General features: G+C 56.5%; 15 protein-coding genes. 12 read left to right on the top strand and 3 right to left on the bottom strand.

Going from position 1 to position 17,126, the window contains the following annotated elements:
* Positions 1-31: 31 nt before the first annotated feature.
* Complete coding sequence (gene ampG, locus C8D90_RS13695) at positions 32-1,510, top strand: muropeptide MFS transporter AmpG (RefSeq protein ID WP_115459020.1); 1,479 nt, start codon at positions 32-34, stop codon at positions 1,508-1,510.
* A 57-nt stretch (positions 1,511-1,567) separates the two neighbouring features.
* Here the strand turns inward: ampG and C8D90_RS13690 are convergent, their stop codons facing one another.
* Positions 1,568-2,860, bottom strand: a complete 1,293-nt coding sequence (locus tag C8D90_RS13690) for an MFS transporter (protein WP_115459019.1) — start codon at positions 2,858-2,860, stop codon at positions 1,568-1,570.
* 772 nt (positions 2,861-3,632) lie between these two features.
* Here C8D90_RS13690 and cyoA point away from each other — a divergent pair.
* The 6 genes from cyoA (at position 3,633) to C8D90_RS13660 (ending at position 10,054) form a co-directional block, all read left to right on the top strand.
* Positions 3,633-4,562 (top strand): cytochrome o ubiquinol oxidase subunit II, encoded by a 930-nt coding sequence (gene cyoA, locus C8D90_RS13685; RefSeq protein WP_115459018.1) that lies wholly within the window; start codon positions 3,633-3,635, stop codon positions 4,560-4,562.
* 3 nt (positions 4,563-4,565) lie between these two features.
* Positions 4,566-6,548: a cytochrome o ubiquinol oxidase subunit I gene (gene cyoB, locus C8D90_RS13680; RefSeq protein WP_115459017.1), complete on the top strand. Its 1,983-nt coding sequence runs from the start codon at positions 4,566-4,568 to the stop codon at positions 6,546-6,548.
* Positions 6,548-7,168, top strand: a complete 621-nt coding sequence (locus C8D90_RS13675; RefSeq protein WP_115459016.1) for a cytochrome o ubiquinol oxidase subunit III — start codon at positions 6,548-6,550, stop codon at positions 7,166-7,168. The genes cyoB and C8D90_RS13675 overlap by 1 nt, the downstream gene beginning before the upstream one ends.
* On the top strand, positions 7,169-7,504 hold the full coding sequence (locus tag C8D90_RS13670) for a cytochrome o ubiquinol oxidase subunit IV (protein WP_115459015.1): 336 nt from the start codon (positions 7,169-7,171) through the stop codon (positions 7,502-7,504).
* Between the two features lie 13 nt (positions 7,505-7,517).
* On the top strand, positions 7,518-8,405 hold the full coding sequence (cyoE, locus tag C8D90_RS13665; protein WP_162844402.1) for a heme o synthase: 888 nt from the start codon (positions 7,518-7,520) through the stop codon (positions 8,403-8,405).
* Positions 8,406-8,680: 275 nt separating this feature from the next.
* Complete coding sequence (locus C8D90_RS13660) at positions 8,681-10,054, top strand: MFS transporter (protein WP_115459221.1); 1,374 nt, start codon at positions 8,681-8,683, stop codon at positions 10,052-10,054.
* 52 nt (positions 10,055-10,106) lie between these two features.
* Here C8D90_RS13660 and C8D90_RS13655 read toward each other — a convergent pair whose 3' ends face one another.
* The gene (locus tag C8D90_RS13655; protein ID WP_115459013.1) at positions 10,107-10,598 is read right to left on the bottom strand and encodes a YajQ family cyclic di-GMP-binding protein; all 492 of its coding nucleotides are present in this window, start codon (positions 10,596-10,598) and stop codon (positions 10,107-10,109) included.
* 148 nt (positions 10,599-10,746) lie between these two features.
* On the opposite strand from C8D90_RS13655, the gene panE reads away from it, so the two are divergent.
* Positions 10,747-11,661: a 2-dehydropantoate 2-reductase gene (gene panE / locus C8D90_RS13650; protein WP_115459012.1), complete on the top strand. Its 915-nt coding sequence runs from the start codon at positions 10,747-10,749 to the stop codon at positions 11,659-11,661.
* Positions 11,621-12,214, top strand: coding sequence for a protein deglycase YajL (yajL, locus tag C8D90_RS13645; RefSeq protein WP_115459011.1), 594 nt, complete (start codon positions 11,621-11,623; stop codon positions 12,212-12,214). The genes panE and yajL overlap by 41 nt, the downstream gene beginning before the upstream one ends.
* 77 nt (positions 12,215-12,291) lie before the next feature.
* Here yajL and thiI read toward each other — a convergent pair whose 3' ends face one another.
* Positions 12,292-13,740: a tRNA uracil 4-sulfurtransferase ThiI gene (thiI, locus tag C8D90_RS13640; RefSeq protein WP_115459010.1), complete on the bottom strand. Its 1,449-nt coding sequence runs from the start codon at positions 13,738-13,740 to the stop codon at positions 12,292-12,294.
* Positions 13,741-14,033: 293 nt separating this feature from the next.
* Here thiI and xseB point away from each other — a divergent pair, with 293 nt between their 5' ends.
* Genes xseB through dxs form a run of 3 tightly spaced genes read left to right on the top strand, consistent with a single transcriptional unit; the run spans position 14,034 to position 17,099 of the window.
* Positions 14,034-14,276, top strand: coding sequence for an exodeoxyribonuclease VII small subunit (gene xseB / locus C8D90_RS13635; protein WP_115459009.1), 243 nt, complete (start codon positions 14,034-14,036; stop codon positions 14,274-14,276).
* Positions 14,277-14,279: 3 nt separating this feature from the next.
* Positions 14,280-15,185, top strand: a complete 906-nt coding sequence (gene ispA / locus C8D90_RS13630; RefSeq protein ID WP_115459008.1) for a (2E,6E)-farnesyl diphosphate synthase — start codon at positions 14,280-14,282, stop codon at positions 15,183-15,185.
* Positions 15,186-15,236: 51 nt separating this feature from the next.
* The gene (gene dxs, locus C8D90_RS13625) at positions 15,237-17,099 is read left to right on the top strand and encodes a 1-deoxy-D-xylulose-5-phosphate synthase (protein ID WP_115459007.1); all 1,863 of its coding nucleotides are present in this window, start codon (positions 15,237-15,239) and stop codon (positions 17,097-17,099) included.
* Positions 17,100-17,126: the final 27 nt, after the last annotated feature.

The following is a 17,126-nucleotide window of genomic DNA, read 5'->3' as shown; positions in this document are numbered from 1 at the left end:
CCCGCCGGGGCAGAGGGAAACTTCATTAATTATGCCCAACGCTTATTTTGCCGTTTTTACCCACCGCAACGCCGCGATCCTGCTGTTGCTGGGATTCGCTTCCGGTCTGCCGCTGGCATTGACCTCAGGCACCCTGCAGGCATGGATGACCGTCGCCGGCGTCGATCTCAAGACCATCGGTTTTTTCTCCCTCGTCGGGCAGGCCTACGTCTTTAAGTTCCTCTGGTCCCCGCTGATGGACCGCTATACGCTGCCTTTCCTCGGACGGCGCCGGGGATGGCTGCTGCTGACCCAGCTGGCGCTGATGGTGACAGTGCTCGCTATGGGAACAATGGACCCGACGCGCCACCTCTGGTGGCTGGCGGGCCTCGCCGTTATCGTCGCGTTTTGTTCCGCTTCGCAGGACATCGTGTTCGACGCCTACAAAACCGATCTGTTGCCGGCGGAAGAACGCGGCACCGGCGCGGCGCTTTCGGTGCTGGGCTATCGCCTGGCGATGCTGGTTTCCGGCGGCCTCGCCCTGTGGCTCGCCGACCGCTATTTAGGCTGGCAGGCCACCTACTGGCTAATGGCCGGCCTGATGCTGATTGGGATCATCGCCACACTGTATGCCCCTGAGCCGCATACCGACGCCTCGCCGCCCCGCACGCTGGAACAGGCGGTGGCGGAACCGCTGCGCGACTTTTTCGGCCGCAACAACGCCTGGCTGCTGTTGTTGTTGATCGTGCTGTACAAGATGGGCGATGCCTTTGCCGGCAGCCTGAGCACCACGTTTCTGATTCGCGGGGTTGGGTTTGATGCCGGCGAGGTCGGCCTGGTCAACAAAACGCTCGGCCTGTTCGCTACCATCGTCGGCGCCTTATTCGGCGGCGTACTGATGCAGCGCCTGACGATGTTTCGCGCCCTGATGTATTTCGGCATCCTCCAGGCGATCTCCAACTTCGGTTATTGGGTGCTGGCCGTAACGGACAAAAATCTGCTGACCATGGGCAGCGCCATCTTTCTGGAGAACCTGTGCGGCGGCATGGGCACCGCCGCTTTCGTCGCCCTGCTGATGACGTTGTGCAATAAGTCGTTTTCCGCCACGCAGTTCGCTCTGCTGTCGGCGTTGTCTGCGGTAGGGCGGGTTTACGTTGGTCCGGTCGCCGGGTGGTTCGTTGAGCTGCACGGCTGGCCGCTGTTCTATCTGTTTTCCATTATTGCCGCCCTGCCCGGCCTGGCGTTGCTCGCCATATGCCGCCAGACGCTGGAATATACGCAGAAAACGGATGATTTCATGCCGCGCACCGAGTTCGCTTCAGGCTATCGCTGGGCGCTGCGGGCGTTATTGGCGGGAGGGGCGCTGATGCTGCTCTGGCTGGTGCTGACGGCGGTTTTTGCGCTGTATCCCATAGGCGGCGCCCCTTATGCGGAAGGCGTGCTCAGCGCGGGCGCGGCGCTCTGCCTGATCGGCATCTGCGCCGGCGGCTTGCTGGACTTTATGGCGCTGCGCCGTACCCGGTTGATTTAATCTGCACATCCCCGGATCAATGCCGATCCGGGGAAGCTCCTCATATCCCTTCTTGTATCATTCCGCAGGCTTAGGCACCGCCGTAAGCCGCACCTGCCCGCCTTCCGGGTTATTCTGCGCCACGATCCGGGAAATACGGTACACCAGGAAAACGCAGAGAATACTGGTTCCCACAACGACATAACCCACTACATCGAAATACTGCAAAGGGCTGCTCGGGGTGCTCTGAGCCACGATCGCCCCGGCAACCAACGTCCCAAGGCCGTTAGACACCTGTTGCAACGATGAACAAAGGCTCAGGTAAGCTCCCCGATCCTTCGAATCAGGCACGGCGGAGTTCAGGGCCGAACCGGGAATCATCCGTCCCGAAATCCCGGCATACATCACGATATTAATCGCAATCACCCACCACAGCGGGACAACGCCCATATGGGTGTAGATCACCGTCATAACGATGCTGACCACTGAGCCGATCAGGAATATTTGCTGCTTGGGGTATCTGTCGCTCAGTTTCCCGATGTACGGCATGAACAAGGCGCTGGCAAGCCCCGTACACAGGAACACCAGGGGCAACTGGTTCTCCGGGGACACGCCAACGTTATTCACCAGAAATGAGGCGCTGAACGGCATCAGCATCGCGCCGCCCATGCTGATAAACAGAATCAGCGTGTACCCGGTCAGGTATCCCCGGTTCGAAAGCACATGCCACAGGCGTTTCAGCCCGTGCGTTTTATCCTGCAAAGCCAGATGCTGAGTCAGGGGCCTCATGCCGAATGCGATCGCCAGCAACACGACGACGCTCAATACAGCGATCGCCAAAAACGTAGACTGCCAGCCCCAGGCGTTCGCCAGCAGCAGCCCTATCGGGATGCCCACGATTTGGCTGACCGCAAACGCCATCTGGACGTACCCCATCACCCTGCCGCGCTGGTTAATGGTGAACAGGTCCGCGATGATGGCGAAGGAAATAGAGGAAATCACGCCGCCGAACAGGCCGGTAATGCACCGGGCGATCAGCAGCAGGGAATAGGTATCGGATATTCCGCACAGCAACATGCCGAACAGATAACCGACGTAAAAAAACAGCAGGAATTTCTTCCTGTCGAATTTGTCGATGACGGTTGCCGCCATCAACCCGGAGACGCAGGCGCCGAACGCATAGCAGGAAACAAGCAGCCCGAACTGCGCGGTATCAATGCCCATCCCTTTGATCATCATGTCGCCCAGCGGGGCCATGATGGCGAAGCCCAGTACGATGGTGAACTGCATCGTTGCCAGCAGCGCAATGACCAGAATCTGATAGCCCGTAAACCCAGCGGTATTTTTTGTTTTCGTTTTTAATGTATTCATTTGATAGTAAAGACGTCTTATTAGGATGGCCGTGAAAAATCACGCTTAAGAGGCGTCTGCCTTTAATAAGCACGGATTTCGTCACAAAAGCCCGTTAATCATGAAGACGAATGAGCTGCAAAAATATTGCTCAACTTTACCAAAAAAACCGCGTATCCCCGCCTTCACTGGCCTCATGTACGCTTAATTGGCACGAAAACGCAAATTACCCGCGTAATAATGAGAATATATCTCATCATCAATAAGATGATGATAATTCCTACTTTTCTCTGCTTGCAGATCAAAATACTTAAGCTTACGTCAACTGTACGGCACGAATACTTAAATAACGAATAATTCAGACCGCACCGTATTTTTATTGACGTGGACCTTTTTTTATTTTTCGGCCAGATTCACCTTTCATTAACAAATAAGAGTGTAACAAATTGCATCCCTGCATGACATGCATCACATAATGAGAGTTCATGCTTTTTTGGAATGAGAAAAGTCTTGGGTTTTCTGTCCAGAAAACGTGACAAATCATGAATAAAAAAGTCTTCCAGTCAAACTTTGTTACACTTATTTTGAACAACAAACAGTAAACCAATCAATTGATATTTAAATAAAATATATCAATATCCACACAGACAGCATTGACAATACCTGACAGTCAACTGGATTTTTTCAACAATAGCATGACAGAAGCCCAATTATGTTTACAGATCTGCAACCTTCCCGTAAAATGCCCACACATTTAGGGCGACAGAGAGCCTTCCGTGATTGAGGTCGTTAGATGAGACTCAGGAAATATAACAAAAGCGTTGGGATATTGTCTTTGCTCATAGCCACCGGACTGTTAAGCGGCTGTGATATGGCATTGTTAGATCCAAAAGGGCAAATTGGCCTGGAGCAACGATCCCTGATACTGACAGCCTTAGGGCTGATGCTGATCGTAGTGATTCCGGTGATTGTAATGGCCGTCGTGTTTGCGCGGAAATATCGCGCGTCGAACACCAGCGCCACCTACACACCTAACTGGTCTCACTCCAACAAGATTGAAGCCGTCGTCTGGACAGTTCCAATCATCATTATTGTTATCCTCGCCGTGCTGACGTGGAAAACAACCCATGAACTTGACCCCTACAAGCCGCTGGCTTCCGACGTAAAACCCATTGAAGTTGAAGTGGTTTCTCTCGACTGGAAGTGGCTGTTCATCTATCCGCAGCAGGGCATCGCCACGGTGAATGAGCTGGCTTTCCCGGCAAACACGCCGGTGAACTTCAAAGTGACCTCCAATTCCGTGATGAACTCTTTCTTCATCCCGCGTCTCGGCGGCCAGATTTACGCCATGGCCGGCATGCAGACCAAACTGCACCTGATCGCCAACGAGCCCGGTAAGTATGACGGTATCTCCAGCAGCTACAGCGGACCGGGTTTCTCCGGCATGAAGTTCACCGCTATCGCTACGCCGGACAACGCTACCTTCGAGCAATGGGTTGCAAATGCGAAGAAAGCGCCGAATGCGCTGAACTCCATGGGTGACTTCGAAAAGCTGGCCAAACCGAGTGAGTACCACCCGGTGGAGTACTTCTCCAGCGTTAAATCCGGCCTGTTCGTCGACATCATCAACAAATTCATGGGTAGCAATATGGACATGAAACACGATGGGCATATGGACATGAATATGGGTGAACACGCTCACGCAGCAGGAGCCGAGGAATAACAGATGTTTGGAAAATTAACGCTAGAGGCAGTGCCGTACCATGAGCCGATTATCATGGTTACGATTGCCGGGATTATTATAGGTGGCCTGGCCATTGTCGCCTTGCTGACCTATTTCGGTAAATGGAAATATTTGTGGAGCGAGTGGCTGACGTCCGTTGACCACAAGCGTCTGGGCGTGATGTACATCATCCTCGGTCTGGTCATGCTGATCCGTGGTTTTGCCGATGCCGTGATGATGCGCAGCCAGCAGTTCCTGGCGTCTGCCGGTGAGGCGGGTTTCCTGCCGCCTCATCACTACGATCAGATCTTCACCGCACACGGCGTGATCATGATCTTCTTCGTGGCGATGCCGCTGGTTATCGGCCTGATGAACATCGTGGTGCCGCTGCAAATCGGTGCCCGCGACGTGGCTTTCCCGTTCCTGAACAACCTCAGCTTCTGGTTCACCGCCGCCGCCGTCGTGCTGATCAACATCTCGCTGGGCTTGGGTGAATTCGCCCAGACCGGCTGGCTGGCTTATCCTCCCCTCTCGGGTAAGGAGTACAGTCCCGGCGTCGGGGTGGATTACTGGATATGGAGCCTGCAGATATCAGGTATCGGTACTCTGCTGACCGGGGTGAACTTCTTTGCCACCATCATCAAAATGCGCGCGCCCGGCATGTCGATGATGAAAATGCCGGTGTTCACCTGGACCTCACTGTGCGCCAACGTCCTGATCATCGCCTCCTTCCCGATCCTGACCGTCACCGTGGCCCTGCTGACCATGGACCGCTACCTGGGCACCCATTTCTTCACCAACGATATGGGCGGCAACATGATGATGTACATCAACCTGATCTGGGCCTGGGGCCATCCGGAAGTGTACATTCTGATTCTGCCGGTGTTCGGCGTGTTCTCCGAAGTGGTCGCCACGTTCTGTAAGAAGCGGCTGTTCGGCTACACCTCGCTGGTGTGGGCGACGGTGGTTATTACCATCCTGTCGTTCATCGTTTGGCTGCACCACTTCTTTACCATGGGGTCCGGCGCCAACGTCAACGCCTTCTTCGGTATAACCACGATGATTATCGCGATACCGACCGGGGTGAAAATCTTCAACTGGCTGTTCACCATGTATCGCGGCCGTATCGAATATACGTCACCGATGCTGTGGACCGTGGGCTTTATCATCACCTTCACCATCGGCGGGATGACCGGCGTGCTGCTGGCCGTTCCGGGCGCGAACTTCGTGCTGCACAACAGCCTGTTCCTGATCGCGCACTTCCATAACGTGATCATCGGCGGCGTGGTGTTCGGTTGCTTTGCCGGTATCACCTACTGGTTCCCGAAAGCCTTCGGTTTCCGGATGAACGAATCCTGGGGCAAACGCGCCTTCTGGTTCTGGATCATCGGCTTCTTTACCGCCTTTATGCCGCTGTACGTGCTGGGCTTCATGGGCATGACCCGTCGCCTGAGCCAACAGATCGATCCGCAGTTCCATACCATGCTGACCATCGCAGCGGTCGGTGCGGCGCTGATCGCCATCGGCGTACTGTGCCAGGTGATTCAGATCATCGTTACCATCCGCTATCGCGACCAAAACCGCGACCTGACCGGCGACCCGTGGGGCGGCCGTACCCTGGAATGGGCGACCTCTTCTCCGCCGCCGTTCTATAACTTCGCAATTGAGCCGCAGGTACACGATATCGATCCCTTCTGGGAGCTGAAAGAGAAAGGCCTGGCCTACAAAAAACCGGCCGGCTATGCACCGATCCACATGCCGAAAAACAGCGGCGCCGGCGTGATCATCGCCTTCTTCAGCCTGGTATTCGGTTTCGCCATGATCTGGGATATGTGGTGGCTGGCGATCGTCGGGTTCCTCGGCATGATCGTGACCTGGATCGTTCACAGCTTTAACGACGATGTTGATTACTACGTGCAGGTTGATGAGATCGAACGCATTGAAAATCAGCACTTTGACCAGATTAGCAAAGCGGGCGTGAAATAATGGCTACTGATACTTTAACTCATAATCACTCGGTGGATGCCCATGCGGAGCATGAGCATCACGATGCAGGGTCCAAGAAGGTATTCGGATTCTGGATCTACCTGATGAGCGACTGCATCCTGTTCGCGTGCCTGTTCGCGACCTATGTGGTGCTGTCTACCGGAACCGCCGGCGGCCCGTCAGGGAAAGATATTTTTGAACTGCCCTTCGTGCTGGTGGAAACCTTCCTGCTGTTGTTCAGCAGCATCACTTACGGTTTCGCCATGCTGGGCATGAACAAAGGCAGCACCAGTCAGGTTAACGCCTGGCTGGGCCTGACGTTCCTGTTCGGCGCGGGCTTTATCGCGATGGAAATCTACGAATTCCATCACCTGATTATGGAAGGCTACGGCCCGGATCGCAGCGGCTTCCTGTCTGCCTTCTTCACCCTGGTGGGTACCCACGGTCTGCACGTCAGCTCCGGCCTGTTGTGGATCATCGTGATGATGGTTCAGGTCGCCAAAAAAGGCCTGACCAGCACCAACCGTACCCGTCTGATGTGCCTGAGCCTGTTCTGGCACTTCCTGGACGTCGTATGGATCTGCGTATTTACCGTTGTTTATCTGATGGGGGCGATGTAAATGAGTCATTCAACCGCAACCGACCACAACGGGGCAAGCCACGGCAGCTTTAAGTCGTACATGATCGGCTTCATTCTGTCGGTGATCCTGACCGTGATCCCGTTCTGGATGGTCATGGACGGCAGCGCCTCCCACGGAACCATTCTGGCGACGGTGGTTGGTCTGGCCGTAGTGCAGATTTTGGTTCACCTGGTGTACTTCCTGCACATGAATACTTCGTCGGAAGAACGCTGGAACCTGGTGGCCTTTATCTTCACCATTCTGATTATCGCGATCGTCGTCGTGGGTTCACTCTGGATTATGTACAACCTGAACATCAATATGATGGTCCACTAAGCGCGGTTTCCTGATGATGAAGCAATACCTGCAAGTGACAAAACCGGGCATTATCTTCGGTAACCTGATTTCAGTTATCGGCGGATTTTTCCTGGCCTCCAAGGGGAGCTTAGATGTTCCCCTGTTCATCGCGACAATGGTTGGCGTTTCCCTGGTCGTCGCCTCGGGCTGTGTATTCAATAACTACATAGACCGCGACATCGACAAAATCATGGAACGCACCAAGAACCGGGTTCTGGTGAAGGGATTGATTACGCCCAAAGTGACGCTGACGTACGCTACCCTGCTGGGCCTTGCCGGTGTTGCTCTGCTCTGGACCGCGGCCAATATGCTGGCCGCTATGCTGGCGGTGATCGGTTTCATTGTTTACGTCGGCCTCTACAGCCTGTACCTGAAGCGCCGTTCCGTTTACGGCACGCTGATCGGCAGCCTGTCCGGCGCGGCGCCGCCGGTGATCGGCTATTGTGCGGTAAGTAACGAGTTCGATACCGGGGCGCTGATCCTGCTGTCGATCTTCAGCCTGTGGCAGATGCCGCACTCTTACGCCATCGCGATCTTCCGCTACGACGACTACCTGGCAGCACGCATTCCGGTATTGCCGGTGAAGCGCGGCATCAAGGTCACCAAGCAACATATCATTTTGTATATCGTTGCGTTTATGGTCGCGACCCTGATGCTGACCCTGAGCGGGTATGCCGGCTACAGCTACTTCGCCGTGGCCGCGGCGGTCAGCCTGTGGTGGCTGGGTATGGCGCTCTCCGGCTACAAAACGGCGGACGACAACCTGTGGGCGCGTAAGCTGTTTATGTTCTCGATCGTGACCATCACCTGTCTGAGCGTCATGATGTCGGTTGATTTTCAGTCACCGGCCGCCGAGGCGCTGCTGACTTACGTGCACTGACCGAGGTTATAATGCAAAAGGCCGGGCATTCGCCCGGCCTTTTTACTTCTCCTTTTCCCCGCCCTGTTCAAATTACGGTGTCTCAAGTAATCTATGCGGCGCCGCCGGCAGGAGGTTTCTTTTGAAATTCAGGTCTTGGCCGGGAAGCGTCGGGCGGGTTTTATTTTTATGACGGAATGGAATGCCGTAATTTTATCTCCGGAAAATGTCTGCTGCGCCATCCTCTGAAGGCGCGTACGGACCTGACACTGCGCTATCACATCATTGAGGCTGGAATGAATGATTTTCAAATGACGCCGGAGGAAAGGAAGGCCACCTGGGGTTTAGGCACCGTTTTTTCCCTGCGTATGCTGGGCATGTTTATGGTGCTGCCGGTGCTGACCACTTACGGAATGTCATTAGCCGGCGCGACGGAAACGCTGATCGGGCTGGCTATCGGAATTTACGGCCTCACGCAGGCCGTGTTTCAAATCCCGTTCGGGCTGGTTTCCGACCGTATCGGGCGTAAACCGCTGATCGTCGGCGGTTTGTTGATTTTCGCCATCGGCAGCGCCATCGCCGCAATGACGCACTCCATCTGGGGCGTGATCCTTGGCCGCGCGCTGCAAGGTTCCGGCGCCATCGCCGCCGCTGTTATGGCCCTGCTCTCTGATTTAACCCGCGAACAAAACCGGACCAAGGCAATGGCCTTCATCGGCGTCAGCTTTGGCATCACCTTCGCTATCGCCATGGTCGCCGGGCCGGTCATAACCCAGGCCATCGGGCTGTCCGGACTGTTCTGGATGATCGCGGCGCTGGCGCTGGCAGGCATCGTGCTGACCCTGTTTCTGGTTCCTGTGCCGAAACACCACGTGCTTAACCGTGACTCCGGCATCGTTAAAGGCAGCTTCCGTAAAGTATTGGCGAACAGCCGGCTGCTGAAGCTTAATTTCGGCATCCTGTGCGTGCATACCCTGCTGATGTCGAGCTTCGTCGCCCTGCCGCCGCTGATGGAACAGGCCGGGCTGGCGCGCAGCGATCAGTGGAAGGTGTACCTGGTCACGATGCTGATCTCCTTCATCAGCGTTGTTCCCTTCATTATTTACGCCGAAAAGCAGCGCCGCATGAAGCGGGTGTTCCAGATCTGCGTATTGCTGATGTTGATCGCCGAAATCATGCTCTGGTTTGCCGGGTTCCACCTGTGGGGCATCATCGCGGGCGTACAGGTTTTCTTCATCGCCTTTAACGTGATGGAAGCGCTTCTTCCGTCGCTGATCAGCAAAGAATCACCGGCCGGTTATAAAGGCACCGCCATGGGCGTTTACTCCACCAGCCAGTTCCTCGGCGTGGCGCTGGGCGGCAGTCTGGGCGGATTTTTCTATTCTCACGGCGGCGCGGCCATCGTGTTTATCAGTTGCGGCGTACTGGCGCTGATTTGGTTTCTGGTCAGCCTGACCATGCAGGAGCCGCCCTACGTCAGCAGCCTGCGCCTGGTATTGCCTGATAACGTGGCGGTTACGCCGGAGCTTGAACGTGCGCTGAAGCAGCACAGCGGCGTTGCCGATGTGGTTCTGATCCCGGAAGAGCGCACGGCTTACGTCAAAATTGACGCCAGGATCACCAACCGCGGAGAACTGGAATTGCTGGTTGCCGGTCAGGCGACAGCCTGACGATGAGGTTCCCCGCCACGGCGGGGAACTCACGGGAAGTTAATCGTGGTAATTAATCGCGGAAGTTGTTGAACTGGAACGGCTGCCCCAAATCACCGCCGCGCACCAGCGCCATTACCGCCTGCAAATCATCACGGGATTTACCGGTCACGCGCACCTGCTCGCCCTGAATCTGCGCCTGCACCTTCAGCTTGCTGTCTTTAATCAGTTTCACCAGTTTCTTCGCCATCGCACTGTCAATGCCCTGATGAAGCTTTGCTTCCAGGCTGTAGGTTTTGCCGCTGTGTTCGATTTGCTCAGGAATGTCCAGCGCCGCGCCATCGATGCCGCGCTTAGCCAATTTTTCGCGCATGATGTCCACCAGCTGGTTCACCTGGAAGTCGGATTCGCTGGCGATTTTGATACTTTCGTTTTTCTCATTCAGCTCAAAGCTGGCCTGCACGTTACGGAAGTCCCAACGGGTGCTTAACTCACGGGAAGCATTCTCTACCGCATTGCGGACTTCCTGCATGTCAATTTCGGATACGATATCAAATGAAGGCATGGTAACTCTCTCCTGACCAAATTGTTGCCGTGCATCATACCCGCTCCGGCCCGCGATGCAAAACAGCAGGGCGCAATGCGCCATGTACCAGGAAAGTTTATACTATTATCAGTCGCATTAACCTGATTTCCCCGCGAGAGGATCATTGATGAAAATAACCGTTCTCGGTTGCGGCGCGCTCGGTCAGCTCTGGCTTTCCGCGCTGGAACAAGCCGGGCATGATGTTCAGGGATGGATGCGGGTTCCGCAGCCCTATTGCCCGGTAAATGTTATCCAACTGAACGGGCTGGCTTATAACCGGAATCTGCCAACCAACGATACCGCCCATCTGGCCGCCAGCGAAATTCTGCTGGTGACGCTGAAGGCATGGCAGGTTTATAACGCGCTGGTTCCCCTGCTTTCGCAGCTCGATCCGGAATGCCGCATCATCCTGATGCATAACGGCATGGGCAGCCAGGGAGAGCTCCCCGCGTTCGAGCAACCCGTCTTTCAGTGCGTCACCACGCACGCCGCGCGCCGTGACGGCAGCACCATCCTGCACGTTGCCGCCGGCACGACCCACATCGGCCCGACCAATATTGCCGCGCGCCCCCACAGCGAAATCGCCGATACCCTGCATCATGCCCTGCCGGACGTGGCCTGGCACGACGACATCATGCCCGCTATCTGGAAGAAGCTGGCCGTCAACTGTGTGATCAACCCACTCAGCGTGATTTATCTGTGCCGCAACGGCGATTTACAGCGCTATATGCCGCACGTAGAACAAATCACGCGTGAAGTCGCCCGCGTGATGGAAGCCGAAGGCTACAGCACATCCGCCGATACCCTGCTGCGTTACGTGGTCGATATTATTCACCTTACGGCGGACAACTATTCCTCGATGTATCAGGACGTGGCCGCCCAACGCCACACCGAAATCGATTATATTACCGGCTATCTGCTGCGCCGGGCGCGCAAACACGGCATCACCCTGCCGGAAAACACCCGGCTTTTTGATACGATTAAACGCAAGGAACAAAACTATGAGCGCCTCAGTTCTGGTATGTCTGGCTCCTGGAAGTGAAGAGACGGAGGCCGTCACGACGATCGATCTGCTGGTGCGGGCCGGGTTGCAGGTGACGACCGCCAGCGTCGCCGGCGACAGCGCGCTAACGCTGACCTGCTCACGCGGGGTGAAGCTGCTGGCCGACGTCGCGCTGGTGCAGGTGGCCGACGAGCCGTTTGACGCCATCGTGCTGCCCGGCGGCATTAAGGGCGCGGAGTGTTTTCGCGACAGCCCGCTGCTGATTGAAAAACTGCGCCAGATGCACCTGGCCGGTAAGCTTATCGCCGCCATCTGCGCGGCGCCGGCACTGGTTCTCATCCATCACGATCTGTTCCCTGTCGGCAACATGACCGGCTTCCCCGGCCTGAAAGACCGCATTCCGGCGGAAAAATGGATGGATAAACGCGCTTACTACGATGACAGAGTCAACCTGCTGACCAGCCAGGGGCCGGGCACCTCAATTGACTTCGCGTTGAAAATTATTGATTTGCTGCTCGGAAAGGAAAAGGCGGCGGAAGTAGCCGCACAGTTGGTCATCCCCGCGGGTATTTATAATTATCAGGAGTGGTGAGGGGTAAATAAACCGCTGTGCCTTCTTCGCCTGAATCCGCCCGGCCATTCTCTGGCCGGGCATCAGCGCGAATGCTCTCAGGGACGGTAAACCTTCACGTTTTGGTATCCTTGCTCCCGCAGATACAGCGCCTGCAAACGGCTCATCACGCCGCGATCGCAATACAACACGTAGTTCCGCCCTTGGTCGAGATCACCGAACTGCGACGACAGCTTATAGAAAGGAATGCTCTTAACCTCAACGCCTGCCATCACCAGCGGCTTATCTTCCTGCTCGTCGATAGAACGGATATCCAGCACGATGTCGCCGTCTCCCAGCGCCGCCACGGTTTCCACCTCAACCACCTGCTCGCTGGTCTGCTGGGCGATGTCGCGGATATCCATGTTTTGCGCTTCCGCCACCACGCGATCGAGAATAGCGAAGTCGAATCGGGTTTCTTCTTCTTCGATTTTCGCCTTAACTGCCTTCACCGTCGGGCTTTTCGAGATTACGCCGCAGAATTCCGGCATGGTTTTCGCAAAATCTTCAGTGCCGATTTTGCGTGCCAGATTAATGATGTGTTCTTTGTCATGGGAAATCAGCGGACGCAGCACCAGCGTATCGGAAACGCCGTCAATCAGCCGCAGGTTGGTCAGCGTCTGGCTGGAAACCTGCCCCAGCGCTTCGCCGGTGACAAGCGCCTGCACGCCGTAACGCTCGGCGACCTTCGACGCGGCGCGCACCATCATACGCTTGAGCACCACGCCCATCTGGCCGTCTTCTACTTTTTCCAGAATCTCGCCCACCACCGGCTCAAAATCTATCGCAATAAAGCGGACGCGGTGCGAGCTGCCAAAGCGGTTCCAGATATAATGCGCCACCTGCTTCACGCCAATCTCATGCGCGGAGCCGCCTAGGTTGAAGAAGCAATAATGCACGCGACAGCCGCGGCGGATCAGCATGTAGCTGGAAACGCCGGAGTCAAAGCCGCCGGAGATCAGCGACAGCACGTCTTCCTGCGTACCGATAGGGAAACCGCCCAGCCCTTCGTAACGCCCTTTCACCAGCAGCAGACGATCGTCCTCAATCTCCAGATTAACCGTCACCTGCGGGTTGGTCAGCTTCACCTTCGCCGTTTCGATATTCTGGTTCAGCCCGCCGCCCACGTAGCGTTCAACGTCGATAGAGGTAAACTCGTGTTTGCCGCGGCGCTTCACGCGTACGCAAAACGTTTTCCCCTCCAGTTGCTCACGGTACATCTCCAGCGTTTGCTCGAAGATGTCGTGCATATCCGTATAAGGACGATCATCCACTTCCAAAATGTGATGAATCCCCGGTATTCGGGTCAAGGCATCCCGCACGATATCAAGCCGGCTTTCATCTTTGGACCGAACTTCGATATGATCCCAATGGCGCACCACCGCCAGCTCGTCAACGCGCTGCTTAAGAACGTTACGGATATTTCCCGTCAGCATCTTGATAAAACGCAGGCGCACGGACTGGCTCTTGATGGTGATTTCCGGGAACAATTTAATGATAAACTTCATGGTTGTCGTGGCTACTATTCGGTCGAGATAACCTTTGGTCTGTCAGGCATAAACGTGAAAGACTTTGGGCATGGCGGTTAAAAGGATTTACACTGCGTGCCGGAAACCGGATCTTCCGGGAATTTCCGTTATTGGCAAACACGGCATAATATACAGGCCGCGCAGTATACCACTAACTTAACGGGAACCCAGCGGATGACTCAAATTTTCATCCGTACGCCTTGCGCGACGACGGCCGGAGCCGGTAAGGCAAACCCGCTGACTGATGAACCCTGAACGGTAGAACAAAGATTATGGCTAAAAAAGCCCCCGCAGCACCCAGCTTCGAACAGGCGCTTGGTGAACTGGAAAATATCGTGGCCCGCCTTGAGTCCGGCGATCTTCCGCTGGAAGAAGCGCTGGGCGAATTCGAGCGAGGCGTTCAGTTAGCCCGCCAGGGGCAGCAAACCCTGCAACAGGCCGAACAACGCGTGCAAATACTGCTTAACGACGATCCCAGCGCACCGTTGACGCCCTTTGATTCAGGACAGGAATAAGCCATGCCGTTGTTCGCCGAACTGATGACGACTTACCGGCAGCGGAGCGACGACGCCCTGCTGGCCTATATGGACGCATTGCCCTTCAATAACGGGCAACTGGTTGCCGCCATGCGCTACGGCGCATTATTGGGAGGCAAACGCCTGCGCCCTTACCTGGTGTACGCCACCGGCGACATGTTCGGGCTGACGCTGGAAAACCTCGATGCCCCCGCCGCTGCCATTGAGTGCATTCACGCGTATTCGCTGATTCACGACGATCTCCCCGCCATGGACGATGACGACTTACGCCGCGGCCAGCCCACCAGTCACATTAAGTTCGGGGAAGCTAACGCCATCCTCGCCGGCGACGCGCTGCAAACGCTGGCGTTCTCTATTCTGGCCGACAGCCCGATGCCGCAGGTTTCCCCGCGCGACCGGCTGGCGATGATCAGCCATCTGGCCTGTTCCAGCGGCGTCGCCGGGATGTGCGGCGGGCAGGCGTTGGATCTGGAGGCCGAAGGCCGGCAGGTCGATCTCGCCGGGCTGGAGCAAATCCACAAACATAAAACCGGCGCCCTGATCCGCTGCGCCGTTACGCTCGGCGCGCTGGCCGCCGGCGATCAGGGGCGCGCCGCGCTGCCGTTGCTGGATCGCTATGCTTCGGCGATCGGCCTTGCTTTTCAGGTGCAGGACGACATTCTCGACGTCATCGGCGACAGCCAGAAAACCGGCAAACGTTCCGGCGCCGACCAGCAGCTGGAAAAAAGCACCTACCCGGCGCTGCTGGGACTGGAGCAGGCGCAGGCCAAGGCGCACGATCTGTATCAGGAATCACTGAATGCGCTGGAACAGCTTGAACGTGAGCATACGCTCGATGCATCGGCTTTAAAAACCTTGGCTAGTTTTATCATCGAGCGCGATAATTAACAGAATTCCGCGCCGGAGTGCGCGATACGTCATTTTCAGATAGAGCCGCTAATGAGCCTTGATATAGCTAAATACCCGACGCTGGCGCTGGTGGAAACACCGCAGGATCTGCGCCTGTTACCCAAAGAAAGCCTGCCGAAACTGTGCGATGAACTGCGCCAGTATCTGCTAAACAGCGTCAGTCGCTCCAGCGGACATTTTGCCTCGGGGCTGGGAGCCGTTGAACTGACGGTCGCCCTGCACTACGTCTACAACACGCCCTTCGATCATCTGGTCTGGGACGTCGGCCATCAGGCATACCCGCACAAGATTCTGACCGGCCGCCGCGACCGGATCTCCACCATCCGCCAGAAAGACGGGCTGCACCCTTTCCCGTGGCGCGATGAGAGCGAGTACGACGTGCTGAGCGTCGGCCACTCGTCTACCTCGATCAGCGCCGGGCTGGGCATGGCCGTCGCCGCCGAGCGCGAAGGTAAGGGGCGGCGTACGGTATGCGTCATCGGAGACGGCGCCATCACCGCCGGCCTGGCGTTTGAAGCGATGAACCACGCCGGGGACATCAACCCCGATATGCTGGTGGTGCTCAATGACAACGAAATGTCGATTTCGGAAAACGTCGGCGCGCTGAACAATCATCTGGCCCAGTTGCTGTCTGGCAAGCTCTACTCGACCCTGCGCGAAGGCGGCAAGAAGGTGCTGTCCGGCGTTCCGCCGATCAAAGAGCTGCTCAAACGCACTGAAGAGCACCTGAAAGGCATGGTAGTGCCCGGCACGCTGTTTGAGGAACTGGGATTCAACTACATCGGCCCGGTGGACGGTCACGACGTGCAGGCGCTGGCGGCAACGCTGAAGAACATGCGCGACCTGAAAGGGCCGCAGTTGCTGCACATTATGACGAAAAAGGGCAAGGGCTACGAACCGGCGGAGAAAGACCCCATCAGCTGGCACGCGGTGCCGAAGTTCGATCCCGCCAGCGGCACCCTGCCAAAGAAAGCGGACGCCCAGCCCACCTACTCTCAAATTTTCGGCGACTGGCTGTGTGAAACCGCCGCCCACGACGACAAACTGATGGCGATTACGCCGGCCATGCGCGAAGGCTCCGGCATGGTACGTTTCTCGCGCGAGTATCCGCAGCAGTATTTCGACGTGGCAATCGCCGAGCAGCACGCCGTCACCTTCGCCGCCGGGTTGGCTATCGGCGGCTACAAGCCCATCGTCGCCATCTACTCCACCTTTTTGCAGCGGGCTTATGATCAGGTGATTCATGACGTCGCCATTCCGAACCTGCCGGTGCTGTTTGCAATCGATCGCGGCGGCATCGTCGGTGCCGACGGGCAAACCCATCAGGGCGCTTTCGACCTGTCATTCCTGCGTTGCATTCCCAATATGACCATCATGACGCCCAGCGATGAAAACGAGTGCCGTCAGATGCTGTATACCGGTTACCACCACAATGGCCCGGTCGCGGTACGCTACCCGCGCGGCAACGGCACCGGCGCGGCACTGCAACCGCTGGAAGTCCTGCCTGTCGGCAAAGGCGTAATACGCCGTGAAGGGGAAAAGGTGGCGATTCTCAACTTCGGCAATCTGCTGCCGGAAGCGCTGAACGCCGCGGAGCAGATCAACGCCACGGTTGCGGACATGCGTTTCGTGAAGCCGTTGGATGAAGCATTGATTCTGCAACTGGCCGCCGGGCACGAGCTGCTGGTTACGCTGGAAGAAAACGCGGTGATGGGCGGCGCCGGCAGCGGCGTCAACGAACTGCTGATGGCTCAGCGCCAGATCAGGCCGGTGCTGAATATCGGCCTGCCGGATAATTTTGTTCCGCAGGGCACGCAGGAAGAAATCCGTCACGATCTCGGCCTGGATGCTGAAGGTATTCTCTCCCGCATCCGTCGCTGGCAATCTGCCTGAGACTCAACGGGCAGGCGCAAGCCTGCC

Origin of the sequence: Enterobacillus tribolii (genome assembly GCF_003363015.1) — a bacterium.
Taxonomy (GTDB): domain Bacteria; phylum Pseudomonadota; class Gammaproteobacteria; order Enterobacterales; family Enterobacteriaceae; genus Enterobacillus; species Enterobacillus tribolii.
The sequence above is the reverse complement of the archived record's forward strand: the minus strand, read 5'-3'. Positions and strand labels throughout refer to the sequence as shown.